The organism is Terribacillus saccharophilus, from assembly GCF_002272745.1.
GTDB lineage: Bacteria > Bacillota > Bacilli > Bacillales > Amphibacillaceae > Terribacillus > Terribacillus saccharophilus_B.
Map to the genome: position 1 here is coordinate 37,421 of NZ_NPBD01000005.1, position 26,467 is coordinate 63,887.

Sequence of the window (26,467 nt, forward strand, 5' to 3'; positions counted from 1 at the left end):
ACACTCCTATAGATTCGTGTATTTTGTTCTGACGCCATACGCTTTATCAACGGGATACTTCTTTTCATTCTTTTGTATTTTGTTCTTAATGATTTTGTCCACATCAAGTTTCAGATCATTAGCCAATAGTAAGGAATAAATTAATACATCAGCAAGTTCATCCTCAATATTCTCCTTATTCTCTTTAACAGCTTCTTCGCTACTTTTCCATTGAAAATTTTCAAGTAGTTCACTTGCTTCTAGTGAAAGTGAGATAGCTAAGTCTTTAGAGTTGTGAAACTGCTCCCAGTTTCTCTCGTTTCTAAAGTTAAGTACCATTAACATCAAATCATTTATGTTGTCTTTACTCAAATTGATAACTCCTTTGATATGGGTGTAGTAAAAATTCCCTGTATAGGTTTAATATCTCATTTCTTTTTTAGTTAATCAATACAGGGATCACAAAGCTTTCGTCCCCTGACGTATCCATTCTCCAAACATTAAATCGCTCTACACGAAACCCAGATTTACTGGAAATTCATAAAATTATCTCAGTAAGATATATAATACTCTTTGAAATAGTTATGTATCTCAAGAATCTTTTCTCCCTGCACCTTGTAGCGGTCAGTACGAATTATCCCCTCTAGTTCCACTACCATGCTCGCTAAGTCTTTTGGTAGCAATGAGATGTATTTTATTATATATTCGGACAATGCTTTCATAGTCTCTTCCTTCAAATCGGACAAATCTCCTGTGTGGAGATCAGACTCTTCTATAAGCAATTCATTGAGTTTGTAACTGGTATGTTCTTGTAATAACTTTTTGCTATGATAGTCTTCTGAATTGATTTCTTCAAAGACCCCTACTAAAGCAGAATACCAATTAGCTAATTTCACGGTTAACTCTAGGTGTTGCACTCCAATGGTTTGGAATGCCTCTTCCCTCGCTCGTTTCTCTTCAACTTTTTTCTGTGTTTGACTTACAAAGATAGTGATGAAAATTGCAGTGAATGGAATAAGAAGGAAGTCAACAATTAAATTAGGTAAGACGCTATCAAGCCACAACGAACAGCTGGTTCTGCCGATATAAACTTCAGTAAATACAATACTTATAAAAAAAGAAAAAGCAATAATCCACTTGTACTCTTTTGGTATAGAGATGTGCTGAAATTTTCTAACTAAGAAAATAACTAGGTAACCAAGGGCTAAGTACATCAAACAAAATATCATTAATGATCCTAATCTTTCAAATTGAACACATGAAGTAATGTCATCCAAAATAACACCCCCAGAAATTAATAATAAATCTCAGTACCATCACACCAAAAAAGACACTCATTAAGAGTGTCAGATACAGCAGCCCTAAGTTTAGAATTTGATGGAAGCTCCTAACCACTACTGTTCTTGACTTTCCATAATACTTTGTATCTCCTCTTCGCAAAAGGCAATATAGTGTTGAAGGCTATCTAGCTGTTTCTGGGCTTGTTCCAGTTCCAATACATATTGAGATAAGGGCTTTACATTCTGTCTACCATGGTTGCCTGCTAAGTACTCTGATGTGATGTTTTGGATACTCAATGGTATACCTCTGTGGACTGCAAAGAAGAGAAAAGACCTTAATTCCATTGTTCTTCTTAAAGACAATCTACCTTTTGTTATATTCTCTTCCAGCAATTTGATAGTTTCTGCTTTGATCTTATCTGCATCTATCACTTCATCTACTACCATAGTTTCACCCCTTAACCAATGGATATATCTAGGATATCATAGGTATAAAGGTTAGTGTCTAAAGTATTGTAAATTTCTTGGTCGGTTTCAATTAAAACATGACTCATTAACTCACAATAAAATCAATATTTTATTAAATATTAAAAACGAGACAGCGAGTTTATTTGCTCACTGCCTTAACAAAAACAAATATCCCTCAAATGTTTTACATTACTATCATTGTGGAGAAAGTGCTTCATTTTCTTTCTTTGCATCTTCTCTTCTCTTTTCTTCTCTTTCTTCAAGTGTTTTACGGTCTATAAGCTCAGTAAATAATTCATTATATTCTTCTATACTCTTTATTCTGCGAAATCCAGCAGATAATGTAGGCTCTTCATCTCGTTTTATTATTTGATCAAACAACATCTCTATTAAACCTCTGGCGCTATGGAATTCATTATTCGAAGGATCATGTATTACTTCAAAGATTGTTTGTGTTTTGTTTGAGTTTAATACATCTCCAAGACCAATTGCACTTTCAAAGTGTGATACAGAGCAAAAGATCCTAACATTTCTGAGTTCATTAAGTTTGAAAATCTCTTTACAGTTCGTTAATTGGGCTTTTAAAGTGGCAGATGAGTGCTTTGCATGATTGTCTACATCATGCAGAATATCATAATTAGAATTGAATTGGTTCAAGATTTTCATCAATGTTCTAATAGTTGCTTTACCCCTAGCTCGAATAATGTGTAAATTAATGTTTTTCTGTTTTGCAAAATGTTTAAAAGCGATATATTCCGTATCACCTTCAACTATTAGTATTCTATCAGCAAAGAAAAACTCATTAACGTATGAGTCAACATAGTTCAAAATCTTTATGTTTTTAATATCAGACTCGTCAAACTGATCGCTAAGAGACTTATATAACTGTATCGCTGATTTTTCTCCAACTCGAAAAACCTGAATTGAAGTATGTCTCTCAGACAGATCTATAAGTATTGGAGAATGGGTGGATATCATGAGGGGCATTTTTTCACCAATTTTATAGAGAGAACGACTTAATGCTCTAACCGCTTCAGGGTGTAGGAAAGCTTCAGGCTCATCAATCAGCAACAATTTATTATCATTTTCACCCATTAGTTTTTTTTCAATCATGTTTTGAATGAGGTATATTAAACTCATTCTTTGCAAGCCAGTACCCTGGTTTGTTAATGGCATTTCAGTTTGCTTCAAACTATCGATGTGGACACTTGAATTAGTAGACTTTAAAATGTCAGCAGAAGAGAATCCAGTACTTTCTCCACCTAGTACTTTAAGAGATAGATGGTCATTAGAAAATAGAACTCTCAAGTTATCGGAAACTGCACCACTCACTTCTTGAAGAAGTTCATCCGTTTTTACTTTAATCTTTCTTAAAAATTCCGGATAGGAATTTCTAATTTGTGAGTACTCTTCTGCTAGCAGATAAGTCTCCTTATCTTCCACAGGATCACCATCAAAATCTTCTAGCTTTTTCAAATCACTCTTGATTATTTCAGTGTAGATATTTTGAATCAAAGAGTTAATATCATCAGGCAACATAGAAGGGGTAATGTAAAATGGTTTGTTACTTAATATTTCATCTAGTGTATCCTTTAATTCATGATTGTTTTTGATTTCTTTACCCTTTTCATCGTGGAAAGTAGGAGCAGCTTCCGCTTTATATTTTTTCACAATAGTAACTATTTCTTCCTCAAACTCAAATATAGCTTTGAGTACTATAGTGTTATTCTTTTGTGAGAAACAATCGTTTGGGATTGTTTTTGTTCTCGATTCTTTTTGAAAGAAACAGTTAATCGCTTCTAGTATCGTAGATTTTCCCGTATTGTTTCTCCCAGTTAAAATGGCGATTGAATCTTTTGAAAAATCGATGTTAAAAGTATCCTTAAATACCTTATAATTTGTAACACTAAATTTAATCAATCTCATTAAACTACCCCCTTCTTCTTTAGTTAGATTTTACCATATTTAAACTAGTTTCAGTTCTAGTTGTCTCATAATCATGTAAATACTTACAAAAAAAGTATAATCATGAATGGTGGTTGACTCTTACTTATGTTTAATATTCCAATCTTTTCGAATCGAAATCTCTATGACGTGTGGTCTGGGGAGCTTATGTCATAGTCCGGCTATAGAGCCATTGATTATGTGGCAATCACCCCCCATCCTACTTAAAGCAAAAAGAGACACTTCACAGTGTCTCAAATTGCTTTGCTTCTAATTCATCTTTTCTGTTAATTAATGTCCGCTTCTTTATACCAGTCATTGCTTCAACTTCTTTGTATGTATGAGTTTTAAGCAATTCGATAGCATGTATTATTTGTTGCTTTGTGTGCTTTCTTGGTCTACCCTCTTTAAAATCGGGTCGTTGCTTAGCGATCGCTTTACCTTCCTGAGTACGTTCAACGATCATATCACGTTCAAACTCTGCGAATGAACTAAGTATATTGAAAATTAATCTACCCGTTGGAGTGTTCTCCACTAGCCCTATATTGAGGATATGGACTTTCACACCTCTTTCAAATAGCGTCTTTACTGTTTGAATTCCTTCAACAGCTGACCTAGCAAATCTATCTAGTTTTGTCACGACTAATGTATCACCTTCTTGTAATACATTTAGTACCTTGTTAAACTCTGGTCTATCTGTTTTAGTACCCGTGAACTTCTCCTTGTAAATAGACTCGCATCCTTCCGCTTGTAAATGTTGGACTTGAATCTTTAAATCTTGAGTTAAAGTCGAGACCCTTGCGTATCCATATTTCATTGTTATTTCCTCTCTGATGTCCGTCACTTATTACACTAAGTTAATGCACCATTTCAACCCTATTGTAGCAAGGTCTCTTAAATGGTGCAATAACTTTCAAGTTTTTGCACCATTTAACATAAAGAGGATTATCAAGTAATGTTAAAAAGGATATAATTCAGAATAGTACGATGTGCAGTGGAGGATAAAATGGATAGAAATACCCTTTATAATGAGTACGTAATAAACCAGAAACCTATTAGAGACATTATCCGGGAATATGGGATAAGTACTGGTACACTCTATTATCTACTTGATAAGCACGACATTCAAAGGCGGTCTAAGAAAGTACACAAGCCATATAAAGATAGGGATTGGTTAATAAGCGAATACGTAGAAAAAGATAAAACAACAAAAAAGATAGCTGCAGAATGCAATGTCAGCATATCTCTTATTGCTTCTTATCTAAATGCTTTTGATATACCGAGAAAGTACAATAAGCCTGCCATTTATAAAGACAAAGATTGGTTATACGATCAAAAGGTGAAGCAAAATCAATCATGGCAAGAAATTGCTGATGGATTAAACGTGGATAGAAAGATACTAGAGTATTATGCAAAGAAATTCAATATTAAACACACCGTGAAGCGGGAACGCAGAAACAAAGAAAGGGTTTATATTGATATTACTTGTTACCTATGTGGTGCTAAGAGTCAGAAAACAGAGAAGTATATTAAAAGAAGAGCGAAAGAAGGTAAAGATTTTTTCTTCTGTTCACGGGAATGTGCTAATAGGTATCATTCTAATCAGATGCAAGGTAATAACAACCCAAATTTCGAAGGTAAATTCCATGGTAGTTGGGATCACCCATCCTTTTCTCCAGACGAACGGAGGAATCGAACCTTAAAACAGTTTGAAAAGTGGAAAGAAAACGGTTATTTTGAAGAACTTCTAGAAAAAATGCAAGAAGGACATAAAAAGTACTTCAGTACTCCAGAAGGAATACAGAAAAGAAAAGAAAATGGAATCAAGGCGATTTTGCTCCAAAAAGAAGCCGGCTTCAAATCGAGCCTAGAAGACGGGATAGCTAAGCTTCTTGATAAACTTGGGTTAAAATATGAAGAACAAAAAGAAATGTATTTTTGGGTAGTAGACTTTTATTTACCAGATTACAATCTCGTAATTGAAGCTAATGGTGATTATTGGCATGCTAATCCCAAGGAATTCAATAATGGAAATATGACAAAGGATCAGAAACAACGGAGGTTACGGGATGCAAAGCTTAAAGCCTATATTCAAGGTGCTAAAAAACACAACTTCCTTGTAATATGGGAGAATGACTTCCACAAGAATGTAAACAAAGTAATTGATGATATTAGAAAGGTTACTTTATAGGAAAATGTTCTTAATAATATGAAAAGAGTCTCAATAAGAGACTCTCCCATAATAATTATTCATACACTGGCTAGTTAAAAAGTCAATGAGTGAAGTTCTGTATTACCTCTGGGATTTCTAATACAGTATCTTTAATGTTAATTACATTAGGTGTAGTTAGCATCTTCTCGTGATATAACGTTTTTGGTCTAAGGCAGCTATTGCATTTAAAGTAAAATAAGAACCATTTCCATATTGGAGCATACTGCTTCATAACCTTCAAGTGTTTGATTCTATTCGTATCTGAAGAGTTAGTGGTATTCTTTTCTCTTTTCTTTGCCAGCAGAAGTGAATGTTTATTTTGTAAATCCTTGTAAACCTGTGTCGTGTTAAAAGCTTCTTCGTCAGTTAAGCTATATGTGAACCCAAGCTGTCCCTGCTCCTGCAATCTTTCAAGATGTTCGAACATCCCGCTATTTTGATTTTTTATCTTGCAATAGTGAGCAACATAGTAGTATCTCAAGTTCAATTCTTGATCCAATTCTTCGCCAAAACGCTTATTAAAAGCCTTTACTTCTTTCATGTTGGATTTGAATAAGTCTTTTGCTTCTAATCCAAAGAAGCTAAGGAGAGTTCGTCTTATTTCCTCTATGGAACTAATCTCTAGCCTTGATAATTTTCTGTGTGTATTCTTGGTTGTACAGCCCCATGTCTCTGTCTTGTAATCGATCACTTGATTTTTAGACAACTTTTTGAAGACAGAAACAATATTTGATTTAACATGTTTAAGGAAAACATGTAAAAACTCTTCAAGCATATCAATATCCGACTTATCTTTATTGTAGTCCCTATTTATCTTACCAAAATGCTCATGCAGCATATCCAGGTGAATACTTCTGTCTCTGTATAAAGCACCTGTAAGACTGATATCCACTATATCTAATTCTCTAATCCACTTAGTTGCACTCATGGGTTTCACATTACTATTGTGCTGTATTAGATAGTTAACTACTAGCGATTTCAATTCGAACTCTCCAACAAGCTGTCCCTTTCCATTATTAACACGATTATCAACTCTCTTAAGCTTTGTCGGACGCTTTCCACTGCATTCGATAACTCTCTTTGAGCCTCTTCCAGCTAATACCAGTACAGATTCCCACTCAGTCTCAGCAGATTTAGTAAGAAGTTGAAATTCCTTTCCAGAAAGGTTGCCATTCTTTTTGAATGATCTTTTTTGTGCTTCACTACCATACTTTTTAACTAACTGTGCTAGCGTGTATATCTTTGACAAATCAATTCCCTTTTCTTATGGCTAAGTTTTTGCTGTAGTAGCAGCCATATCAATCAACTCCTTCATAAATTCATTCTAAAAAATGATGCTTTGGTGCAGAAATACAATCAACCTTTTACTGATGATTGTCCCTTTTTGAACTGTACCGTATCGACCTATAAACCTAGAGAACTTATTACCCCAATTAGGTACAGTTTTCTATCTCTGATTTATGAGGTTTTAATTAATGATTCATACAGTCTCTTGTTAAAAAAGTTCGACTTCATCTCCGCCTTGTAAAAGGTCAAAATCATTCGCTTCGCTCATAAAAGCATGGGTCAGTCGCAAAGCTCCTTCGTTCCCTTCGGTCACTCGCTACCTAAAGGTAGCGACCCTATGCAATTCTCCTTATCTTGCATTCCTTATACACGGTCAACTTTTGTGGTGTTCCCTATTCCTTTAGTATTCGTATATATGGTATAGCATTTTAGGCACTCGTGAGAAACTCTAGTGAATAATATGTACACGTCTCGAAGTACATCTACAAATACTTGTCCTTTCAGTACTTTTCATGACTTAAAAGCAGCACATATCCTTCTCGTATCGGAATTTTGATACCTTATTTGTGTGATTATAGGAGGGTATAAACTCTTTCGTGTTTAGTTACAATTCAATTCCTGTCCAATTGGAATTAGTTTTTTACTCTTACACTAATTTTAGCATATTTCAATATTGAATACCTGCAAAGCTTAGATTATGTTAGCGTCTTAACTTATTATGTCTTTTTCTGGCTAAACAAGGAAAGCAAGTACAATTTCTTTTACTAGTACATGTAATCACCTTGCTGTGTAGTGCCTCAACTTCTCCATACTTTATAAACCTTCCATGATCATCCCATTCCCTTTGAATCCGTATGAAATCAAATGAAGTTGTTAAAAATTCAAGGACTGAACCAGTTATTTTTAAATTATATCGTTCATTTGCAACATATTTCACTTCTTCTTCCGACCATTTCCAATTAAAATATCTCCAATGAGTAAGCAGTCCTTGGGGAACATTCCTTGGTGGACGAAGATACCATATCAAGAGATACTCCAGCACAAGAAGGTGCTTGTGACTAATTTCTCTGTTTGGAATTAGTACATCCATGGAATGAACATCAGGAGTCAGTTTTTGACCTTCATATGTTATATGGGCTTGTAGCCTCCCCTTCCAATTATCTTTGCAAGATCCAGTGTATTCCTGATAACTATCTCCATTTAAAATGTAAATCCCCGATATACCTTTTAAAGATGTAACGTTAAATCCTGCTGAATGAGTATAAGGTATTCTTGGCAATATAAACTCAGCTCCTTTTCAAAATTACATACTAGCTCTTAGCAACCATTAACTAAAATCACTATTCATTTATACTCTGGTTTCGACTTATGAGAAATTCCTTTAAGGAAAGATTACCTTTCTCATTATTACAACTTTCGCAAGCACAGACACAATTGCTAAAGGTAGTTAAACCACCTTTTGAAACAGGCTTAACATGATCAATAGTGTTTCCACGATTACCACAGTATCTACAAACATATCTATCTCTCAATAGAATCTCTGATTTAAATGTGTCCTTGTCATAGATTAAATGTATTAAGCGTTTATTAACAACTCCAGCAACTTTGTCTTGAACTAAAACAACTGCATCTTGATAAGTAGTTAAATAATACTTGTAGGGGGATGAGTATCCTCTTAAACGAACATAGATGCTAGAGCGCTGCAACTTAGTGATGTCGAAACTAATTTTGTCCCTGATCTTCTCTAAATGTTTACATAAATGGCAATATGATTTTCTTCTCCACTTATCCCGTCCGTTAGAAACAAACTTTGTATAGTACTTCAGCTTACCGCATATAGAACAGTGCTTAAAGATTCGACTGTATGCTCCTCGATTTGTGATTTCCAAATCATTGTTCCTCCTTTCATTTATTCTTTTAGATTATTACTGCGCAATTATACAAGGAATCTCTATAAATGGCAAATAATGTAAAAAACAAAAGTATTGCAAGTTGTAATAAAGCGTATTAATCCTAGAGAGGATTGTTTCTCTCATTTAAAGTTACAAGAACTTGCATTGTCCATAGTCGTTGTTAAAACAATACAAAAAAGGAGTTGAATCCACACGTTCCAACTCGTTAGTAGACACACTTATCCTGTTCCATAGGTATGAAAGTACACCCAACCCTACGATTAATCATAGGTTACAGAAACATTTAGCGTGCCTCCTAAAGAGGCGAAAACATGTAGACACAACTCCTTTTAGGTTTACTAGTTTGGTTGGTTTCAGAAATTGTAGCATGAAACGACTAGGAAAACATCAGGAATAAGTTTCACAAGTACGAGCGAAGATTACTTGCAACCTCATCAACATCTAAGTATAGATACTGGGTAGTAACCGATATATCACTATGTCCCAATGCTTTTGAGATTACTGCTACATTAGCGCCTTTGTCTAACAAAGTCTTCGCAAACCCTCTCCTCAAAGCATGAGGATTAATATTTCTCAAGCCGTACATCTTAGCGTACTTGTTAAGCCGCTTCTGAATGTTATTATGTGTTGAGGAGGATGAAATAGGGTCACCATATTTTGTGATAAACAATAAGCTATTGCTCTTGCGGTAACCTTTTCTAATGATAGTATTTTGCTGGATTAATACCTGTAACAAACGTTTTAACAAGTCATCAAAAGGCAGCTTTATCTGCTGATGATTCTTCATTATACTTCCATCTAAGTTCAGTACACTACTATTGAGATCAATATGCCTTTCTTCAAGTTGAGATAAAGTATTTATCCTCACCCCGGTCTTAAACATTACTAATACTGCTACTGCATCTCTTAGCTGAACGAAATTGCTCAGATCTAATAGAGAGAGCAAAACGTTAACATCATGTTCTGTAGCGCCTTCCTTTACCTTCTGGTCAACTTTGATATTTATGGTCTTCCAAAACTTTTGTTCAATCCAGCGATTATCAAAACAGCGGGAAAGAAAAGCCTTTAAGCATTTCAATCTTATTAATTTGGTTTGATTGCTGACATTCATACTGTCCAACCACTTGTAAATAGTCTCGGCAGTTATATCCTCTATGTATTGTGTACGTGTTACATTTTGAAAATGCTCTACATGTCGAACGTAATCATCTATAGTACGACTTCTATTACCGCTCACCTTCATTTGCCTTGTTACTGTGGCTAGAGCCTTACAGATGAGTATTGATTCCGTTATATGTTCAGCATAATGACTTACGTTACCTTTTGTATTAGGTGGTGCTGAGTTAGAACTCGGCTTCTGCTCTAGCAATCCTCTTACATCAATTTCCACATCAAACAAACCTTTTCTTTTGGTCATACAAAAAAACCTCCTATATCGTTAGTAAGTCGATATACGGTGTAATTTCTTACGTGACCGTTATACTGACCGTTTCACTAAACGATATAAGAGGCTGGTTTGACGGCTTTTACAGCCGATTACATTAGCGTCCCAAGAGGGATTCGAACCCCCGACCCACAGCTTAGAAGGCTGTTGCTCTATCCAGCTGAGCTATTGGGACATGGAGCGGGTGAAGGGAATCGAACCCTCGACATCAGCTTGGAAGGCTGAGGTTTTACCACTAAACTACACCCGCATGTTGCTTTTATGTATGCTGCCCTCTCTTAAGGACAAGATTTATTCTACATGATAAACAATAGATAGTCAACAGTTTTTTTGAAATTAAGAAATTGCTCCGGTTTCCCGGAGCAATACTCCTTAATAATACGGACGGATCATCAAGTAGACGATGACGCCTGTAAGGCTGACATAAAGCCATAATGGCATTGTCCAGCGGGCAATCTTTCGGTGTCTTGGCACGTCCATATTCCAAGCACGTGTAATCGATGCAAGGGCTAGCGGTACGATGACTGCTGCCAGTACGATGTGCGTGATCAAGATAAAGAAATAGATTGGACGGATGATGCCTTCGCCTCCGAATGATGAATCTCCTGCCAGATAGTGATAAGCTACATAAGAAATCAAGAACAATGTAGTTGTGACAAAGGCTGAATAGATGAACCGCTTATGCCAGATAATATTCTTCTTCATGATGAAGATCAATGCCAACAGCAGGAAGACAAACGTAAAGCTGTTGAAGATAGCGTTCAGCATCGGCAGGATGTGTACGTCGAATAGATCGAAGCCTTCGACAGGCGGTAAGCCGCTCAATACGACAACCAATCCATCAATGATGATGGTCAGCCAAATAACAAGCGGACGATAATTGCGTTTTTTATGATTTGGTTTGTAACCGAAATCGGCTTCATTCATACAAAATCACCTCAATTCATTCAAACACTAGTATAACGTAAGTGTGAGGTGATTCGGCAATAGAAACGTTACAATTTTTTGTCCGAGCTTACTTGAATGTGACGGATTTCTCCAGTTCCGGTACTTCTTCGCCACCTAACGTATAGTATCGAACCGTGGCAATTCTATCTTCGTAGGACAGAATACAATAAGTCGGATATGGCGACTGCTTTGGCAAGTGAATGCTGCCTGGATTGATATACAGTCTGCCGTCGATGACGTCCGCTCTCGCTACATGTGAATGGCCGTAGCAAACAATCTTTGCATCTCTTTCTGCTGCCAGCTTTTCTAAAGGACGGAGACTTGATTTCACTCCATATAGATGACCATGCGTGATAAGGATTGGCAGCTCAGATGCTGTCAGCTCCTCCACTTCTGGATAAGCTCCGTCATAATCACAGTTTCCAGCGACCCGATAATAGCCTTCCATCTCCGGTGCATCAAAAGGCAGCTCCGAATCGCCACAGTGAATATATGCCGCAACTTCGTCTTCATGTCGCTGCTTCAGCATGTATACTTCATTTGTTAATCCGTGACTGTCGCTCGTTATCAGTATCTTCATCCTCTAACCTCACTTCGCTTGGTCATTCAACCATTTTTCCAAATGAACCATTGCCTGTTTCCGATGGCTAATTTGATTCTTCTCCTCCGGCTTGAGCTCCGCCATTGTTTTATCATAGCCTTCCGGCTGAAAGACAGGATCGTAGCCAAAGCCATGTTCGCCGCTCGGTGCTTCCGTGATTGTACCTTCGACATGCCCTCTCGCATAAAATGTTTCTTTACCAGGCTGAGAAACTGCTAATACACAAACAAATCTAGCTGTGCGCTCCTCTTTCGGTACATCTTTCAGCTCTTCCAGCACTTTATCCATATTTGCTTGATCACTTTTTTCTTCTCCAGCGTAACGCGCCGAATAAACGCCTGGACGACCTTGGAGTGCATCAATTTCCAAACCAGAATCATCAGCAAGCACAGGAACTTGCAGGTGACCTACCATTGTTTCTGCCTTCAGCGCGGCGTTTTCCTCAAACGTTGTACCTGTTTCTTCAATATCATCGAATTGCTGTGATAATTCATCGAGTCCGTAAGCTGTAATATCGTATTCTCCGAAAAAGGCTTTAAATTCCTTCAGTTTTCCTGCGTTTTTTGTTGCGATGATGATTTTATTCATTGTAATCACTCCATTCAAATCTTATGTATGTTTATTACCCTAGATAGTACCCAAATATTAATATGTATAGAAAAAAGCGAGCTTCTATTAAAGTATAGCTCGCCTCTTAACGTTTTTCAAAGATCAGCTGAAACGGGACTCAACAAAGTGCATATTCATATTCACCGCCACTCTTGCGCCGTCAGCAGCTGCCAGCAAAAGCGAAGAAGGTGCTTGATTTACATATTCACCTGCGGCATAGATATGCGACACGCTTGTTTGTCCGAATTCGTTCACCATCAGTCTGCCTTGTTCATCAAACGAGCATCCCAAATCGGCGGTCAGCCTGTCTTTTCGGACGAATTGCGGGACAACAAAACCACCTGCCCTTTTTATTCGATTACCATTTTCAAAGGCAACTTCTTTTAGGATCCCATTCTCTCCGATAAGATTCACTATCTTTGCCTCCTCGATTATTACACCATGCTTTTCGAACAAAGAAAAAGTATTCTGTTCAAGTTCATATCCATTTGATGCAATGACAAGATCCCCTGTCCAGTTCAGCAGCAATTTTCCCAAATGGCGAATACCTGCCTCTGTTTCAGCAAACAGAATCAGTGGCTCATCTTTTCGTTCATACCCGTCGCAATATGGGCAGGAGAAAATGCTCTTTCCATAAAATGAAGCAATGGAAGGGATTTCCGGGAAGGATTCACGGATACCTGTCGCCAGTAAGACCTTTTTTACTAAGTAAGAACTGTCATGTGTTTCTATCTCAAAACTAGCTGCGTCCTTTTGCTTGATATGATTCACTTCAGCTGAAACAAATGTGACATTCGGATATTTTGCCAGATCACGTCTGGCTTCTTCCCTGAATTGAGCCGGGGTGATACCATCTCTCGTTAAGAATCCATGTGATTCTTGTGTCACCCGGTTTCGGTTTGTGTCATTATCGAAAATAATTACATTCTTTCTGGCTCTCACAAGTTGAAGAGCTGCACTCATCCCTGCCGCACCGCCGCCAACTATACCGCAATCCCATTTTTCCATTGTCTACACTCCTTCAAAGATTTAAAAGACTTATAATGTCTATGATTACCCGAAAGAAAAAACAGCTTTTTATTCGCTGCTTTTACCCTCTAGCAAAGAAGCTATAGTTGTCTGACGAAGCTCCTGCTCCATCTGCTCTTCTGCTTTTTCCATCACTCGCTTCACGATACAGGCTGGCTCGTCGTGCAAGCTACATTCAAAAATCGAGGCTTTCCCTTCTATCGCTTGAATAATATCAAAGAAAGAGAGCTGCTGCCATCCATTTCTGAGCTTATATCCGCCATTTGCTCCCGAAGAAGATGTAATAAGGCCTTCTTTCACCAGCTTGGTGAGAATCTTAGACAAATAAGTCGGTGAAACCTGCTGATGATCGGCAAGCTGCTGAACTCCGATCGGCTGCTGTTTCGCTCCTTCTTTGGCTAAATAGAGCATCGTATGCAGAGCGTAATTCGTCGCTTTGGTGAATTTCATTTCCCGCACTCCAATCATAGACTTTACGTATCTATGATAGCTGCTTAAACTTTACCTGTCAACAATAACTGCTTATAAATGTCCCGATCACGGTAAACGCCAATGTGCTATTTTCGAAGATTAAACGATATTTCCCTGTTGCCAGGAGGATAGTATTCTTTCCCAGCCAGCTTCTTGAAATAATTGCTCCACTTTTTCTGACGGAACATCCTTTATTCTTTCTCGAATAATTAGCTCATTAAATTATGTATACATAAAATCCCCTCCACCTTAACTGACCTCAACAAAAAGCTTCCTTTTCCCTGCACGAAAAAAGCCCGATCAAATGACCGGGCTTTCTACAATTATAATTTTTCAGCTGGAACGTACTGTTCTCTTGAGACAGGCTCAGCGTAAGCTTCACCGTGCTCGTTGAACACTTCTTCCACACCTTCTACTTTAACGGAGACTGCATCAACATCCTCAAGCTCTGTCAAGCTCATAACAAGAGTTTCCATAAGCTGATCTGTAATCGCGGCTTCATCCACGTTGCTCAATACTTCTGTGTTGAATTCCAGGTTAAGGACGCCATCTTTCAATGTTGGCTCAGAAGCGAGTGCAGAGCCTGTATTGAAAACGTTGGACAGATTGCTATCCATGGCTGGTCCGTCAATCAAAGCATTGACGATCTCTTCGTAGTCGTTTTCTGCATTGCTGTTCATCCGCTCTGTCACTGGCACTTCATAAGGTGTGCCATCTACTGCTTCTGCCGGGAAATAGAGCGTGACAGACTGGCTGTTCACAGTAGTGATGCCATTATCCATCAAGTTAATGCCATCAGCCCGGGAATAGCTTTTCCCGATAGGCGTACCATCAACCGGCATTTTCGCCAGTTCTTGTCCTTCTACGCGGATAGCCACATTTTTTACATTTTCAAACTGTGTCAATGTGTACGTGATGGATTCAAGAATCTTCTTCTCACTGGCTGCTTCGTATTCATTGAATTCCTTCGAGAAGTCGACAATCAATGTGCCGTCTTCCTGTGCATCAATTCCATTGATTGTTGTTCCTGCGGGCAATACTGCCTGGAATCCGTTAGGAAGCATGTCCGTCACCGGACCGTCCTTCACGAGGTATTCCAATGTTTCTTTGGCTACTTCATTTGTCTGCGGCAGTTCGAATGTCATCGGTACTACCATTCCATTGGCATCCATCAGGAACAACTGACGTTTTGCGGTAGCGGATTCGCCTTCTTTAGCACCCTCTTCTGGCTGTTCTTCCTCACCTTCTGCTGGAGCATCTCCTTCAGCCGGTGTTTCTCCTTCGGCTGGTGCTTCTGCTGCGCCAGGCTCAAGCGCGTTTTCCTCCAGCTCGTCCACATAAGTTGTATCCTGCGGCACGTCCACTTCATCGACAGCCTGTTCTCCTTTCAAGGAGCATCCGGCCAATAAAATGGAAAGGCCTATTACGCTAGTGAAAAGACCTGCAATCTTTTTATTCATACGCACTTCTTCCCCCTTGATGGTTTGTACTATCATGTATACGAGCCATCAAAGGTTTTAGACCATATTTATTCAAATAGATTGTTTGCTGCCGAGCTGGATCCTTCCGACTTCATTAACTGGCCGCTGCAGCCACATATTCGCGATCTTCATAAAGAGATGCGTATCTCCTGATGCATAGAATTGATGATTAACAGGACGATCTCCTTCATAGAGCTTTCTTTTGAAACCAAGAATTGCACTTACCTCACGAGCTGTCTCGTCACCAGAACTGATCACTTCCACTGATTCACCGATCACTTCTTCGATGACGGGTTTGATGATCGGATAATGTGTGCACCCCAGAATGAGTGTGTCCATCTCTTTCCAATCCTTCAATGATGTCAGTGCATCTTGGACGACCTGGCGAGCCAATGATCCTGAGACAACACCTTTTTCCACCATAGGAACGAATGTTGGACATGCAAGTCCTTCTATTTCAAGTTCACTATTGATATTTTTCAGCGCTTTACGGTACGCATGGCTGCGGATCGTGCCTTCTGTACCGAGTACACCGATATGATTTGTTTTAGTCGTTTTGATTGCTGCACGAGCGCCTGGCTCGATAACACCGACAACCGGTATATCAAGCTTTTGCTTCAGCTCCTCCAATGTAAAAGCTGTCGCTGTATTGCAGGCGATCACGAGCATCTTGATGTTCTTTTCCAGGAGGAAATTCACCATATCCCATGTAAATTCCACCACTTCTTCTTCCGGTCTTGGACCGTATGGACAGCGGAGTGTATCCCCGACATAGATGAGGTTTTCCTTTGGCAGCTGACGCATCAGCTCCCTTGCAACGGTCAAGCCGCCTACTCCTGAATCAATGACACCAATCGGATAATCCACGTTTATCTCCTCTTTTTCTTCTCTGTTTTAGCCTCTAGCTGTTCGTAATCATTCATTTTACCGTGTAACTTATGTAAGAGCAACTGCAGCTGGTCTGCCTCTTGCAGAGAAAAAGTTTCCAGCAGCTCTTGTAGATATGCTTGACGCTTTTTGATCACTTCCGAGATGATCAGCTCTCCCTTTTTTAGGATATGCACCCGTACGATACGCCGATCCTTCTCGTCACGCACTCGTTTCACAAGCTCATTCTTCTCCAGCCTGTCAACGATATCGGTCGTCGTACTAATAGCAAGCCTGATTGTTTGGGAAAGGTCGCCAGTTGTCATATCTCCTTTGTCCGCCAGCCATTGCAGCGCGACGAACTGCGGTGCCGTAATCGGATACTGCAGGAGGATCTCCCGTCCTTTTTGCTTGATAATTGCAGCAATGTGTCGCAGCTCCTTCTCAATCGCTGCAATTCTTTCAGCTGTCAGTGTGTCGTGCACCATTCATTCCTCCTGCTATTCTTCCGTTAGTTTGTTCCTGCGCAAATATTTTGCAAGTTGTTTTTTAAATTGTAAGGAAACCATGATATACAGTGTGTCCCCTGCTTTGATGACTGTCTGCCCATTCGGCGAAATAATCTCACCACTCCGGAGTATGGCATTGATCAAAGTCGTCTCAGGGAAGCTGAGATCCTCCAGTCGTTTGCCGGTTATCTCATTCAGATCCGTTGGTTTATATTCTACCATCTCGAGATTGTTCCGTCCTATACTGATCAATTCAAGCGTTTCAATTTCATTCGTAGTCGGCGGTTGCACCAATTTAAGTTTCGCCGCAAGCGCCGTGACCGTCGAGCCTTGCAGAACAGTTGATAGAAGCACGACGAAGAAAACAGCATTAAAGATGAGCTGGCTATTTTCAATACCAGCAATGAGCGGGAATAATGCCAGCACAATCGGTACGGCACCTTTCAGACCCGCCCAAGAAATGAACAGCTTCTCTTTTGCTGTATACTTGAATCGGATCAGTGACAGGAACGTCGCCAGCGGTCGCGCAAGAAAGATTAATACGATCGACAGTAAGAATCCTTTAATCATAAGGTCCGGTTTAAATAATTGATCAGGGAAAACGAACAATCCCAGCAAGACGAACATACATATCTGCATCAGCCAGCCGAAGCCCTCATTGAAACGGATGATCGAACGGCGGTACGTAATTTCTGCATTTCCGATATACAGTGCGCTGACATATACAGCCAATAATCCAGAAGCATGGATAACAGATGTCAATCCGTAGCTTACTAAAGCGAATGCGAGCGCGAACAGCGGATAAAGACCGCTTGTATCGAGATTGATCCGATTGATTGCTCTTACAGCTATGAATCCAATCAGCAGCCCCATCGCCGCTCCTGCTCCCATTTCCCATATAAAGCTGCCGATCAAAGAAAGAACGCCGGAGCCGTGGCCGCTAATTAATTCGATACAAGTGATCGTCAAGAACATAGCCATCGGATCATTCGTACCAGACTCAGCTTCTAATGTCGCAGCAAGCTTTTCTTTAACATTCTGCCCTTTCAAAACAGAGAACACGGCAGCAGCATCCGTCGAACCAACAATCGATCCGATCAGAACAGATTCCAGCCACGTCAAATCGAAGATATAATGAGCAGCAACAGCGACGATTGCCGCTGTCAGCAGTACCCCTATCGTTGCCATCGTGATCGCCGGAGCAAGTGCCGGCTTCATCGAATGCCAATTCGCATGAAGACCGCCTTCAAACAAAATGACAATCAGCGCGAAGATACCGATTGCTTCCGCTAAATGAGCATTATCAAAATAAACAAGACCAAATCCATCGCTTCCGACAATCATTCCAACCGCGATAAACAAGACAAGTGCCGGGACACCCAGCCTCGTCGAAAACTTCGTCACCACTACACTCACAATAAGCAGCAGCGCGAAGAGAAAAATGAATTGATTCGTTACCATATAATCGTGCATGTACATCCCCCTACAAGGTGTCGATCGATATCTGACTTTTCTATCCTATCCTTAATGATACCGTTAAAAACGCTGTACTGCATGTAATTCGCCCTCGCCGGGGCTAAACAGATAAAAAAAAGCCGACTCATTGGAGTCGGCTTTCTGTTAGCTATTCACTTAAATAAAGAACTGAATGTATAGGATCGAAACAGCTCAGAGAAAGAGGAAACAGGTAATTCATGATAAGGTATGGCTTTGCACCCATTGATGCTGACCATTATGCACTTCTGCACATCATCGAATCGGCTGACAACCGTATTCCCCTTCTTCATCGCCCACTTTTCAAAATCCGCCGGCGGAGAGCTTCCCAGATGTGTTGCTTGGAATTGTGCAATGCTGCATTCCACTCCGCTATAGTATGATGCTACTTCCGTGAGCGTTAAGTGATGCTTCTCAGCAACCGGCATCATCACAATCTCATCATCTTCATCAGCCATATAATATTCCCCTGCTTCGGTAACACGCACAAAAGCTTTACGAACATCCTGGTAAATCTGCTGCTGCAAACTCGGCAGCGACGCAATGACTGGAGCGACAGACGGACTTTTCACAATTTCCATGGAAAACCCTCCTTTTCTGTACAGATTCGACAGATTAGGAGGGATACCTGCATTAATTGATTGTATTACATCTATTATTCCGAAATTTATAGAGATATCTTTACTTCAACTGACTTTTAAACCGTGATTTGTGAAATATAAGCTCTTATTACTATCGATAAGCCTAAAAGTTAAAATAGGAATCCCTAATTCTTTTGTCACATTTACACTACTTGAATACACAACTGACGCCTTATACCCCCACAACCTCAATTATACTAGGATAAAAGATACTGAAGTGGAAGAAAGATACAATTAATATTAGATAGTCTAAGCGGAGGAGAGAAACAAAATTTAAAAAATTATTTAGTAGCCTTTTAATGGCCGGACTTATTTTCTTATTAGCCGCTTGCGGCAGCGATAATGCATCAGTAAAGAGACCGAACAGCAGGAACAAAAGAAGAAAGCAGTTCTGATACAAGCAAACTAACAACTGAACAGAAAAAGGAAATATATAATCATACAGAGGATGAATTTGGAGATTATTTCTTGATAGGAGCTTATACGGAGGAAGGACAAGACGGTGACTACTCCTTCTTATCTGCTTCATTCGATAATTTTTCTGTACGTACAATCCCTACTTTAGTTGAAATCGACTTAAATGAAGAAGCAAAAGAAATGGAACAATTCTCTGGAAAAGATACTGTTCGAGCTATCGTATTAGAAATAGAATCAGAAAACGACAATGATTATAATTTCTCATACGAAGGAAAAGCGACTGCGGTGACGGATACAGGTGAAGAGCTTACAGGATTTACAAGTCCTGATAGCACATTAGCTAAGGAATACACGGAAGAAGATTATGGTGAATATGGTTACATCTATTTCCTTCTAGACGACACAAGTGCCGAACCAAAAGAATTAGAAGTGACATTTGAAGTTCCCACAAGAGGTAGTGAACCTATTAGAGAACCCCAGACAGTGAAACAATTTAACTATATACCCGGACAAGATATGGAAATCTAACATTACGAAAAACGTGCAGCGTGAAGCTGCACGTTTTTCTATTCTCCTCCGCCGCCTCCGCCATCTGAACCTCCACCACCATCATAGGAAGGGCTGCTCGGACCGGAATCGTAAGACTGGGAACTTAAATCGGTATCATGATATCGCTTATTATTGCTATCACTTTCTGAATTTGCGCCCATTAATGGCATATGTATGGTCGAGTTTCCATCACTATCTGATTTACTCTTGGATTGTGCGTTATCTTTTGATTGCGTATGACTTTGATCTTCATCCCGCTTTTTCTTTCGGATGGCTATTAAGGCAATTACTACGGCTGCTATAAGTACAATGATTACGCCTACAAAGATATTTGTCGCTATACTATTGTCAATCGTTATTCTATCCATTAGAACTTCACTCCTTAAAACGAAAATAAGCTTTAATTTCCAACATAAACTTTTCTTGTTTTTACAGAATAACATAGATTTATCTACTTTATTTCATGCATTTAAAATGTGATATGTACCTTATCGGTTGTTGAAGGATTATTACTGATATATACCTAACCTCGACAGCTATTGTAATTGGATAATAAATGAACCAGATAAATGGTAAAATTAAGCGAAGAGCTATTAGTTAGAAGGAGCGAAATTATGCGGACAGAATTAAGGAAAATGACTGAGGACGAATTTGATAAATACATAGAAGATTTTATTCCTGACTATGCGAAGGATCTATCCGATAACTTTTTTTTACCCTCGGATTTAGCTTTGGAAGAATCAAGGCAATTTATGGACAATATATTGCCTGACAAACAGGAATCTGATGGTCAATCAGTGTACAATATCTATTCCATCGAAGAGGAGAAAAATATCGGGGTCATTTGGTATAACATACAACCTGACAGTAAAAAAGTTTTTGTATTTCATATCCTTGTTTATGAGGACTTCAGAAAGAAAGGATATGCAACTTCTGTTCTTCAGCAGTTAGAGTCAGATATGAAAAATCAAGGAATTACTTCTTTAGGATTAAGTGTTTTTGGAAATAATCCTGGCGCTTATAACCTATATAAGAAGCTCGGGTATAATACAGCATCAATTTCAATGGGAAAGACTATATGAAACTTTAAACCGTTCTTATTTAATTAAGAACGGTTTTTATACTGCGGTAATTGACCAATCGGCCGGATAAATGCAGAATATGCATTTATCCTAGAACCTAAATTACTATTTATTTACTGTAAACGCGTACTTCTTATTCAATAAATAAGGGCGGTAATAACCGTTAATTGTAGACATCGGAAGCACTTCCGGATGAAGTTGAATACCAAGAGTTTGGATCATATACTCTCTGCGTATTTGGATTCTTTCCCATAATTCTGGATAGTGAGCAGCTAACTCTGTACGCAGTTCTTCGTCCGCCAGCGCAATACCATCTTCAGCATTCGCTCCACCGTATCCTGGAATACTAGGGATAATATCCACTTGGAGCATCATGCCGCTAGCAAGTTGGATTTCTGAATTGGGGTAGATAGGAGAAGACATCCATTCTTCTCCAGCAGTCAAATGACCCGGATTTAACTTCCATCCATATTTTGATTTAGGCAGGACGGATTCAATTAATTCATACATTTCTCCGCCAGTCATACCAATTCTCACATTTTCATACCAAGCAACACTTGCTGCGTAATAAGGTTTAGCAACTGCATCGATATAATCAGACACATTCGTTGGCAACTCTTCAGCAGATGATACAACATATGCAGAACGGTTAGTAAGACCTCCTCTGTAACCTACAGTGACTGAAAATTTATCACCAATCTCTACCTTCTTTGCTCTTGGAGCCACTACTGCGTTCGTAAAACGATCACCCGTAGCACAAATCGTCTGAACATTATTCGGCTGTCCATAAGCAGCCAGTCCATCCGCAAGCTCCATCTCTGTTTTTCCAGGTTCTAATTGATCCAGCACTCGTAAAATTCGGCACGATGCAAGTGACGCTCCAAATTCATAATGAGCGATTTCGTTTGCATTCATTAAAGTACGAGCACCCGTACCTGGATGAATGAACAATGAAGTGGTGTTTAAAACACTACCAGTATCTTTCACAAGCTCTTTCACAGCGTTAACGATAAAATACGGCGTTTCAAATAGTTGTTGATTATCTTCATAAGAACTCGTAAACATTTTCCACCCTGCTATACCAACACACATACCTTCTTTTACTCCTGCAGATGCGATAAGTTCAGCAAATGTTTTTTCAGTCTGCATCGGCTGGTTAGGCAGAGAGAAGTAAGGTACAAGGATAGCTTCTGCTTCTATACGGCTGTATTGTTTCATTCGGAGAGACTCGTTACCCAATAACAGGTACGTACTCCCATTACTATGTAAAACCAATAGAGCTTCCTCGAATCTTGGCTCAAAACCAGTAAGATAGCCAAAGTTGGTACCATGTTCACGGTCACCATAAACAAGAAGAACATCTAGATCTTCATTTTTCATCTGAGCAATCAATTTCTCTTTGTGAAGCTGCATCGTTTCATCAATTAGATCCACTGGTACCTCCGCCGATGTTTCTACAGGTGCAGGTACTTTACTATAGCTGATTCTCTCTATAAAGTTCATTATAATTATCTCCTTCGTTTACCCATCTAGTAGTTACATTGTAAGCGATTTACACAATCATGCGTTAGTGATTCAGCAAATGTTTTATAATCAAACAATTTATGTAGAAACAAAAAACCGACCATCACAGTCGGTTTTAGATAGCCATCACAGCAAGCCAGTACTCTCTATTCGCTTACAAACAGCTATGTCAGTCGACAGGCGAGCCATGCCTGTCAGAGCTTCAGTTCCCCCATACGAAGGAGCTCCACTACAGCCTGAGACCGTCCCTTTACTCCCAGTTTCTGCATCGTATTTGCAATACATACCTTTAGCCAATAATGAGCATAGATGAGTGCGATTTAAAGCTGAAATGTGTATTCAATCTCTAATTCTCCAGTCTGGCCAATACGGATTTCCTTTATAAGTGTCTTAAACACTTCGTGAAGATCCTCGCTGGTGTTGTTCAGTGCAGTGAAAGCATGCTTGATGTTTTGGATGTCCAGCTGCTCTTCTTTCTCAGAAGACAAAAGGAACAATTCATCCTCTGCTTTCTTTGTCTCAGCTTCAATTTCACTTCGTTTGACTTGGAACTCTGCCTTGGAAATAAGCTGGTCTTCTAAGTACAGTTCGATAAGTCGCTTATTCTTTCCTTTTAGTGACTCAATTCTTGCTTTAAGATCCTTCTCCAGCTTTTCTTTTTTCTGCATCATATTGTTCTTTAGATTAAGTGGCATATCATGACCATGCTGCTGCAGCTTAGATATAACCAGCTGTCGTATCTCTTCATATTTTATCGGAGCATGGTTTACACAGCCGTACTCTCCACCGCGTCGGTAGCTACTACATTTGAGATAATCCCAATGTGTCTTAGTACCGTCTTTCTTAGCTTTCCATGAAGCATTTACTACCATGTTTGATCCACAGACATCACATTTCACTAATCCTCTTAACTCATTCCAAGGAGTGATTCTGCGCTTCGTTGCAATGATACTTTTAGTGTTGGCCTTCTCCCACTCTTCCTCAGAAATAATCCTTGGGTGTTGATCATAAAAGATATTCCATTTCTCCATGGGGTTCCGTATCTGCTTCTTCCGGCCGTCCACTTTAACGTGGGTGTATTTGTTTAAAACGACTACACCTGCATACATTGGATTTTGAATAATGGTCTGTATAGTAGTAACTTGCCATTTGTCCTTGCGTTCAGGTCCTACGATTTCCCCTTTGGCCAGTGCATTATTTAGCTCATATGTGACTTTTTTAAAGCCGAGACCTTTATTGTTATAGAGATCAAAGATCATGCGCACTACTTCTGCTTCATCCTCTTGAATAATGAGGTGCTTATCCTTGATTCGATAGCCATACGGAGGTCTTCCACCTCGGAATTCACCTCTACGTACCTTTGAGGCATGAGCAGCACTGATGGACACTGACAGGCTCTTTGGATACTGTGCAGCAAACATGGAAAACATTTCGAACTTATAGTCATTCTTTCCTTCATACAAGCTATCATATTGTTCTTCAATTGTAACTACTCTGACATTTGCAGATAAAAGAAGTTCTTTGATCTCCAGGGAATCTTTTAGATCACGCGCTAGTCGGCTAATGGATTTGAATACAACCATTTTAATTTCTCGTTTACGGGCTTTTTCTAAGATGAGGGTCATTGCTTTACGGGCGAGTATTGTGGTTCCGGAAATCCCGTTGTCCAAGAATACGGAATCGGGATTCCATTCGTAGCTGTTTTTCTCTAACCAGTCACGGCATATATCGATTTGGTTTTCTATAGAAGAAACTTGTTCATCTTTGTCTGTTGAGACACGACCATACACCAGGTACGGATAATCTACATAAGGTGTGACCTGGTCTTTTTCTTTTTGGATCTGTTTAAATATCTCCATATAAGGCCTCCCTAATTGGTATGTGTATCCATTATAGCAGGAACTTAATATGAAAATATAAAACGGACTACATATTAAAATGTAGTCCGTAATATTTATTTAAGTCTTTTTTAGCAATCTGATTAATGATGAAATTATTAATGGAAGAACCAATACAGTACAGAAAGAATAAACATTAAAATACATATCATTTGTATAGGTATTTACCCATTCCATATCAACTATAAATGAATTGGGATTTTCTGGACCTCCGCCAAGATATTCAATCTTATCATTAAAGTGATTTACAAAGCCTATATATAACATAACTTGGATTAACACTGTTGCGATTAAGAATAATATGCCCCACAGTTTATTCAAACTTTTCAGAAGGCAAAGGTTTAATTTAGTACCATATACTATTATCAAAATAGCTGAGACTATAGCAAATGGATACCCTGCAAATGCTAAATTACCATTTCCTGATCGGTTTCCATTCGCAGGTATGTCGAAATTTAATAAGTTGATAATTATGAATGAAATCGCACAGACCAACATTGATAGAATGAGAGTCAGCGTTTTCTTTTTATATTTAGCCAAATGTCGCACCACTCTTTATATTAACTTAGATAAGCAAATCCCATATCTTGGTCATTCACAGTCCAGTCAAACCAATGAGTTCCGTTATTATTTTCAGTTCCATCAGGATTCTTATAAGCTACATGAAGATCCCCTTCAAAACTTCCGTCTCTATCGTAACCTATGCCTGCAACAAAATGATGTTTGAATTCTACTCCGGAAGCTCTAAAGAAATCAAACCTAATACCTGCGGGGTCTCCACTGTTTATTGCTCCAATATATTTAGATTGAGCATTTGTCCCTACAGCATCATTTACAACATTATTTCTCCATGCAGACGCACTACTAGTGTGAAGTACATGCTTGTGCATACCTGAAGCAAACCCCCAGAGAGATGTACCAAAAGCTGTTGTTCCCATGTCACTTCTTAAATGATTTGATAATTTTGCCCAACTACCGTAATATGCATTATCTCTCACGTTATATCCTGAATGATCATGGTAATAATCAATTATCATTGCGCCTGTAGCAGGACCGCAATTAGAATCCTTACCAGTCATTCCACTTCTCCGTTGCCAGATGCGATCGACCTTAAGAACCTTGTATCTTGTATCACCCGCAGCCAAAGTAGAGAATCCACCTCCAACGCTGTTCTCTCCAGTACTCCAACCAGGACTGACTTCAGAAGATAATTCTACAGTTTTAAATTCTTTGTTCATAGCTTCAGTATATTCCTTTTCAGCTTCAGCGATGTCAGTTTTTGAAGTTTTTGAATTAGAACTAACTTTACTCTCTGTTTCTAAGGGAGGAACTAAACTCTCTTTACTTTCTTCAAATTTTTGTTCAGCAACAGTTGCATTTTCAGCAAAGACAAAGCTATTTACAGCTAAATAATATGCTTTTTCTCCTTCTAGCATATTTGTGAATTCATATTCTAATGTGCCATCTACTCCGTACTGAGGTAGTGGATCTAATCTTTTATCTGCTGCCACTATAAAATACCCATTTGTACTTTCAGTTTGGATTTCATAGTAATATGCTATGACATTATCATTCTCATCGTACAAATTATGTACTAAATTAATTTGTCCGCCATTTAGAGCATTAAGATATGGTTTAGCTTCAATTGTTTGATTTATTTTATTAATTGCTTCTTCTTCTGTTACAACGTAAGACTCCGCCTTAGTTACTAAAGGCGTTACTAGGAATACAAGTAACCCTAGCATAAATACGAATATTTTTGAATACATTTTCAATTCGATACCCCCATACAGTTCTTATGACATAGAACTTTATATTTA

At 38.9% G+C, this 26,467-nt stretch carries 27 protein-coding genes, 2 tRNA genes and 1 pseudogene; 3 read left to right on the plus strand and 27 right to left on the minus strand.

All coding sequences use genetic code 11. The annotated features are described in order from the left end of the window. Positions 1-6: 6 nt before the first annotated feature. The 5 genes from CHH58_RS06460 to CHH58_RS06480 all read right to left on the minus strand — a co-directional run bounded on the left by CHH58_RS06460 (position 7) and on the right by CHH58_RS06480 (position 4,488). Positions 7-324: a nucleotide pyrophosphohydrolase gene (locus tag CHH58_RS06460; protein WP_095262246.1), complete on the minus strand. Its 318-nt coding sequence runs from the start codon at positions 322-324 to the stop codon at positions 7-9. A 206-nt stretch (positions 325-530) separates the two neighbouring features. Then, on the minus strand, positions 531-1,256 hold the full coding sequence (locus CHH58_RS06465; RefSeq protein ID WP_095262210.1) for a hypothetical protein: 726 nt from the start codon (positions 1,254-1,256) through the stop codon (positions 531-533). 117 nt (positions 1,257-1,373) lie between these two features. After that, on the minus strand, positions 1,374-1,706 hold the full coding sequence (locus CHH58_RS06470) for a hypothetical protein (RefSeq protein WP_095262211.1): 333 nt from the start codon (positions 1,704-1,706) through the stop codon (positions 1,374-1,376). A gap of 216 nt (positions 1,707-1,922) precedes the next feature. Next, entirely contained in the window at positions 1,923-3,653 is a 1,731-nt protein-coding gene (locus CHH58_RS06475; protein ID WP_095262212.1) for an ATP-dependent nuclease, read from the minus strand. Between the two features lie 262 nt (positions 3,654-3,915). Further along, positions 3,916-4,488, minus strand: a complete 573-nt coding sequence (locus tag CHH58_RS06480) for a recombinase family protein (RefSeq protein WP_095262213.1) — start codon at positions 4,486-4,488, stop codon at positions 3,916-3,918. Between the two features lie 189 nt (positions 4,489-4,677). On the opposite strand from CHH58_RS06480, the gene CHH58_RS06485 reads away from it, so the two are divergent. After that, positions 4,678-5,862 carry a hypothetical protein gene (locus CHH58_RS06485; protein ID WP_095262214.1) on the plus strand — a complete coding sequence of 395 codons (1,185 nt, stop codon included), beginning with the start codon at positions 4,678-4,680 and terminating at the stop codon, positions 5,860-5,862. 82 nt (positions 5,863-5,944) lie between these two features. Here CHH58_RS06485 and CHH58_RS06490 read toward each other — a convergent pair whose 3' ends face one another. The 16 genes from CHH58_RS06490 to CHH58_RS06565 all read right to left on the minus strand — a co-directional run bounded on the left by CHH58_RS06490 (position 5,945) and on the right by CHH58_RS06565 (position 19,117). Next, complete coding sequence (locus CHH58_RS06490) at positions 5,945-7,132, minus strand: hypothetical protein (protein WP_095262215.1); 1,188 nt, start codon at positions 7,130-7,132, stop codon at positions 5,945-5,947. 738 nt (positions 7,133-7,870) lie between these two features. Continuing rightward, on the minus strand, positions 7,871-8,449 hold the full coding sequence (locus CHH58_RS06495) for a hypothetical protein (protein WP_095262216.1): 579 nt from the start codon (positions 8,447-8,449) through the stop codon (positions 7,871-7,873). 61 nt (positions 8,450-8,510) lie between these two features. Next, positions 8,511-9,059, minus strand: a complete 549-nt coding sequence (locus tag CHH58_RS18905; RefSeq protein ID WP_170937545.1) for an HNH endonuclease — start codon at positions 9,057-9,059, stop codon at positions 8,511-8,513. Between the two features lie 424 nt (positions 9,060-9,483). Beyond that, positions 9,484-10,500, minus strand: a complete 1,017-nt coding sequence (locus tag CHH58_RS06505) for a tyrosine-type recombinase/integrase (RefSeq protein ID WP_095262218.1) — start codon at positions 10,498-10,500, stop codon at positions 9,484-9,486. Positions 10,501-10,628: 128 nt separating this feature from the next. Beyond that, a tRNA-Arg gene (locus tag CHH58_RS06510) sits at positions 10,629-10,702 on the minus strand. Between the two features lies 1 nt (position 10,703). After that, a tRNA-Gly gene (locus CHH58_RS06515) sits at positions 10,704-10,777 on the minus strand. Between the two features lie 122 nt (positions 10,778-10,899). Further along, complete coding sequence (locus CHH58_RS06520; protein ID WP_095220273.1) at positions 10,900-11,454, minus strand: DUF420 domain-containing protein; 555 nt, start codon at positions 11,452-11,454, stop codon at positions 10,900-10,902. An 88-nt stretch (positions 11,455-11,542) separates the two neighbouring features. Further along, positions 11,543-12,055, minus strand: coding sequence for a YfcE family phosphodiesterase (locus tag CHH58_RS06525; protein ID WP_095262219.1), 513 nt, complete (start codon positions 12,053-12,055; stop codon positions 11,543-11,545). Positions 12,056-12,064: 9 nt separating this feature from the next. Further along, entirely contained in the window at positions 12,065-12,664 is a 600-nt protein-coding gene (locus CHH58_RS06530) for an XTP/dITP diphosphatase (protein WP_095262220.1), read from the minus strand. Positions 12,665-12,787: 123 nt separating this feature from the next. Continuing rightward, positions 12,788-13,693 carry an NAD(P)/FAD-dependent oxidoreductase gene (locus tag CHH58_RS06535; protein ID WP_095226667.1) on the minus strand — a complete coding sequence of 302 codons (906 nt, stop codon included), beginning with the start codon at positions 13,691-13,693 and terminating at the stop codon, positions 12,788-12,790. A gap of 69 nt (positions 13,694-13,762) precedes the next feature. Then, positions 13,763-14,164, minus strand: coding sequence for an RrF2 family transcriptional regulator (locus CHH58_RS06540; RefSeq protein WP_095226666.1), 402 nt, complete (start codon positions 14,162-14,164; stop codon positions 13,763-13,765). 344 nt (positions 14,165-14,508) lie between these two features. After that, complete coding sequence (locus tag CHH58_RS06545; RefSeq protein ID WP_095226665.1) at positions 14,509-15,645, minus strand: GerMN domain-containing protein; 1,137 nt, start codon at positions 15,643-15,645, stop codon at positions 14,509-14,511. Between the two features lie 72 nt (positions 15,646-15,717). After that, positions 15,718-16,533 carry a glutamate racemase gene (racE, locus tag CHH58_RS06550; protein WP_095226664.1) on the minus strand — a complete coding sequence of 272 codons (816 nt, stop codon included), beginning with the start codon at positions 16,531-16,533 and terminating at the stop codon, positions 15,718-15,720. Between the two features lie 2 nt (positions 16,534-16,535). Next, positions 16,536-17,021, minus strand: a complete 486-nt coding sequence (locus CHH58_RS06555) for a MarR family winged helix-turn-helix transcriptional regulator (protein ID WP_095226663.1) — start codon at positions 17,019-17,021, stop codon at positions 16,536-16,538. 12 nt (positions 17,022-17,033) lie between these two features. Beyond that, positions 17,034-18,515, minus strand: coding sequence for a potassium/proton antiporter (locus tag CHH58_RS06560; RefSeq protein WP_095226662.1), 1,482 nt, complete (start codon positions 18,513-18,515; stop codon positions 17,034-17,036). Positions 18,516-18,670: 155 nt separating this feature from the next. After that, positions 18,671-19,117, minus strand: coding sequence for a hypothetical protein (locus CHH58_RS06565; protein ID WP_095262221.1), 447 nt, complete (start codon positions 19,115-19,117; stop codon positions 18,671-18,673). A gap of 528 nt (positions 19,118-19,645) precedes the next feature. Between CHH58_RS06565 and CHH58_RS06570 the strand changes: the two genes are divergently transcribed. After that, complete coding sequence (locus CHH58_RS06570) at positions 19,646-20,122, plus strand: hypothetical protein (protein ID WP_095262222.1); 477 nt, start codon at positions 19,646-19,648, stop codon at positions 20,120-20,122. A 38-nt stretch (positions 20,123-20,160) separates the two neighbouring features. Here the strand turns inward: CHH58_RS06570 and CHH58_RS06575 are convergent, their stop codons facing one another. Then, complete coding sequence (locus tag CHH58_RS06575; RefSeq protein ID WP_095226659.1) at positions 20,161-20,511, minus strand: hypothetical protein; 351 nt, start codon at positions 20,509-20,511, stop codon at positions 20,161-20,163. 246 nt (positions 20,512-20,757) lie between these two features. Here CHH58_RS06575 and CHH58_RS06580 point away from each other — a divergent pair, with 246 nt between their 5' ends. Continuing rightward, entirely contained in the window at positions 20,758-21,225 is a 468-nt protein-coding gene (locus CHH58_RS06580; RefSeq protein ID WP_170937546.1) for a GNAT family N-acetyltransferase, read from the plus strand. Positions 21,226-21,330: 105 nt separating this feature from the next. On the opposite strand, the gene CHH58_RS06585 is transcribed toward CHH58_RS06580, so the two are convergent. The 5 genes and pseudogenes from CHH58_RS06585 to CHH58_RS06605 all read right to left on the minus strand — a co-directional run bounded on the left by CHH58_RS06585 (position 21,331) and on the right by CHH58_RS06605 (position 26,416). Continuing rightward, positions 21,331-22,728, minus strand: coding sequence for a M24 family metallopeptidase (locus CHH58_RS06585; protein WP_095262223.1), 1,398 nt, complete (start codon positions 22,726-22,728; stop codon positions 21,331-21,333). A 215-nt stretch (positions 22,729-22,943) separates the two neighbouring features. Beyond that, positions 22,944-23,030: pseudogene (locus CHH58_RS06590) on the minus strand (helix-turn-helix transcriptional regulator); the annotation flags it as partial. A gap of 39 nt (positions 23,031-23,069) precedes the next feature. Further along, a complete protein-coding gene (locus CHH58_RS06595; RefSeq protein ID WP_095262224.1) occupies positions 23,070-24,608 on the minus strand; it encodes a recombinase family protein in 1,539 nt (512 codons plus the stop codon). Between the two features lie 99 nt (positions 24,609-24,707). Continuing rightward, positions 24,708-25,187, minus strand: coding sequence for a hypothetical protein (locus tag CHH58_RS06600; RefSeq protein WP_095232937.1), 480 nt, complete (start codon positions 25,185-25,187; stop codon positions 24,708-24,710). Between the two features lie 20 nt (positions 25,188-25,207). Continuing rightward, a complete protein-coding gene (locus CHH58_RS06605) occupies positions 25,208-26,416 on the minus strand; it encodes a C39 family peptidase (RefSeq protein WP_249275058.1) in 1,209 nt (402 codons plus the stop codon). Positions 26,417-26,467: the final 51 nt, after the last annotated feature.

Bases quoted from the DNA above. Each gene is read 5' to 3' on its own strand.
- CHH58_RS06460 (WP_095262246.1), bottom strand. From the start codon at position 324: ATGTTAATGGTACTTAACTTTAGAAACGAGAGAAACTGGGAGCAGTTT.
- CHH58_RS06505 (WP_095262218.1), bottom strand. From the start codon at position 10,500: ATGACCAAAAGAAAAGGTTTGTTTGATGTGGAAATTGATGTAAGAGGA.
- CHH58_RS06565 (WP_095262221.1), bottom strand. From the start codon at position 19,117: ATGGAAATTGTGAAAAGTCCGTCTGTCGCTCCAGTCATTGCGTCGCTG.
- CHH58_RS06585 (WP_095262223.1), bottom strand. From the start codon at position 22,728: ATGAACTTTATAGAGAGAATCAGCTATAGTAAAGTACCTGCACCTGTA.
- CHH58_RS06525 (WP_095262219.1), bottom strand. From the start codon at position 12,055: ATGAAGATACTGATAACGAGCGACAGTCACGGATTAACAAATGAAGTA.
- CHH58_RS06470 (WP_095262211.1), bottom strand. From the start codon at position 1,706: ATGGTAGTAGATGAAGTGATAGATGCAGATAAGATCAAAGCAGAAACT.
- CHH58_RS06595 (WP_095262224.1), bottom strand. From the start codon at position 24,608: ATGGAGATATTTAAACAGATCCAAAAAGAAAAAGACCAGGTCACACCT.
- CHH58_RS06520 (WP_095220273.1), bottom strand. From the start codon at position 11,454: ATGAATGAAGCCGATTTCGGTTACAAACCAAATCATAAAAAACGCAAT.
- CHH58_RS06605 (WP_249275058.1), bottom strand. From the start codon at position 26,416: ATGTATTCAAAAATATTCGTATTTATGCTAGGGTTACTTGTATTCCTA.
- CHH58_RS06575 (WP_095226659.1), bottom strand. From the start codon at position 20,511: ATGGATAGAATAACGATTGACAATAGTATAGCGACAAATATCTTTGTA.
- CHH58_RS06545 (WP_095226665.1), bottom strand. From the start codon at position 15,645: ATGAATAAAAAGATTGCAGGTCTTTTCACTAGCGTAATAGGCCTTTCC.
- CHH58_RS06555 (WP_095226663.1), bottom strand. From the start codon at position 17,021: ATGGTGCACGACACACTGACAGCTGAAAGAATTGCAGCGATTGAGAAG.
- CHH58_RS06485 (WP_095262214.1), top strand. From the start codon at position 4,678: ATGGATAGAAATACCCTTTATAATGAGTACGTAATAAACCAGAAACCT.
- CHH58_RS06475 (WP_095262212.1), bottom strand. From the start codon at position 3,653: ATGAGATTGATTAAATTTAGTGTTACAAATTATAAGGTATTTAAGGAT.
- CHH58_RS06535 (WP_095226667.1), bottom strand. From the start codon at position 13,693: ATGGAAAAATGGGATTGCGGTATAGTTGGCGGCGGTGCGGCAGGGATG.
- CHH58_RS06560 (WP_095226662.1), bottom strand. From the start codon at position 18,515: ATGCACGATTATATGGTAACGAATCAATTCATTTTTCTCTTCGCGCTG.
- CHH58_RS06480 (WP_095262213.1), bottom strand. From the start codon at position 4,488: ATGAAATATGGATACGCAAGGGTCTCGACTTTAACTCAAGATTTAAAG.
- CHH58_RS06540 (WP_095226666.1), bottom strand. From the start codon at position 14,164: ATGAAATTCACCAAAGCGACGAATTACGCTCTGCATACGATGCTCTAT.
- CHH58_RS06530 (WP_095262220.1), bottom strand. From the start codon at position 12,664: ATGAATAAAATCATCATCGCAACAAAAAACGCAGGAAAACTGAAGGAA.
- CHH58_RS06580 (WP_170937546.1), top strand. From the start codon at position 20,758: ATGCGGACAGAATTAAGGAAAATGACTGAGGACGAATTTGATAAATAC.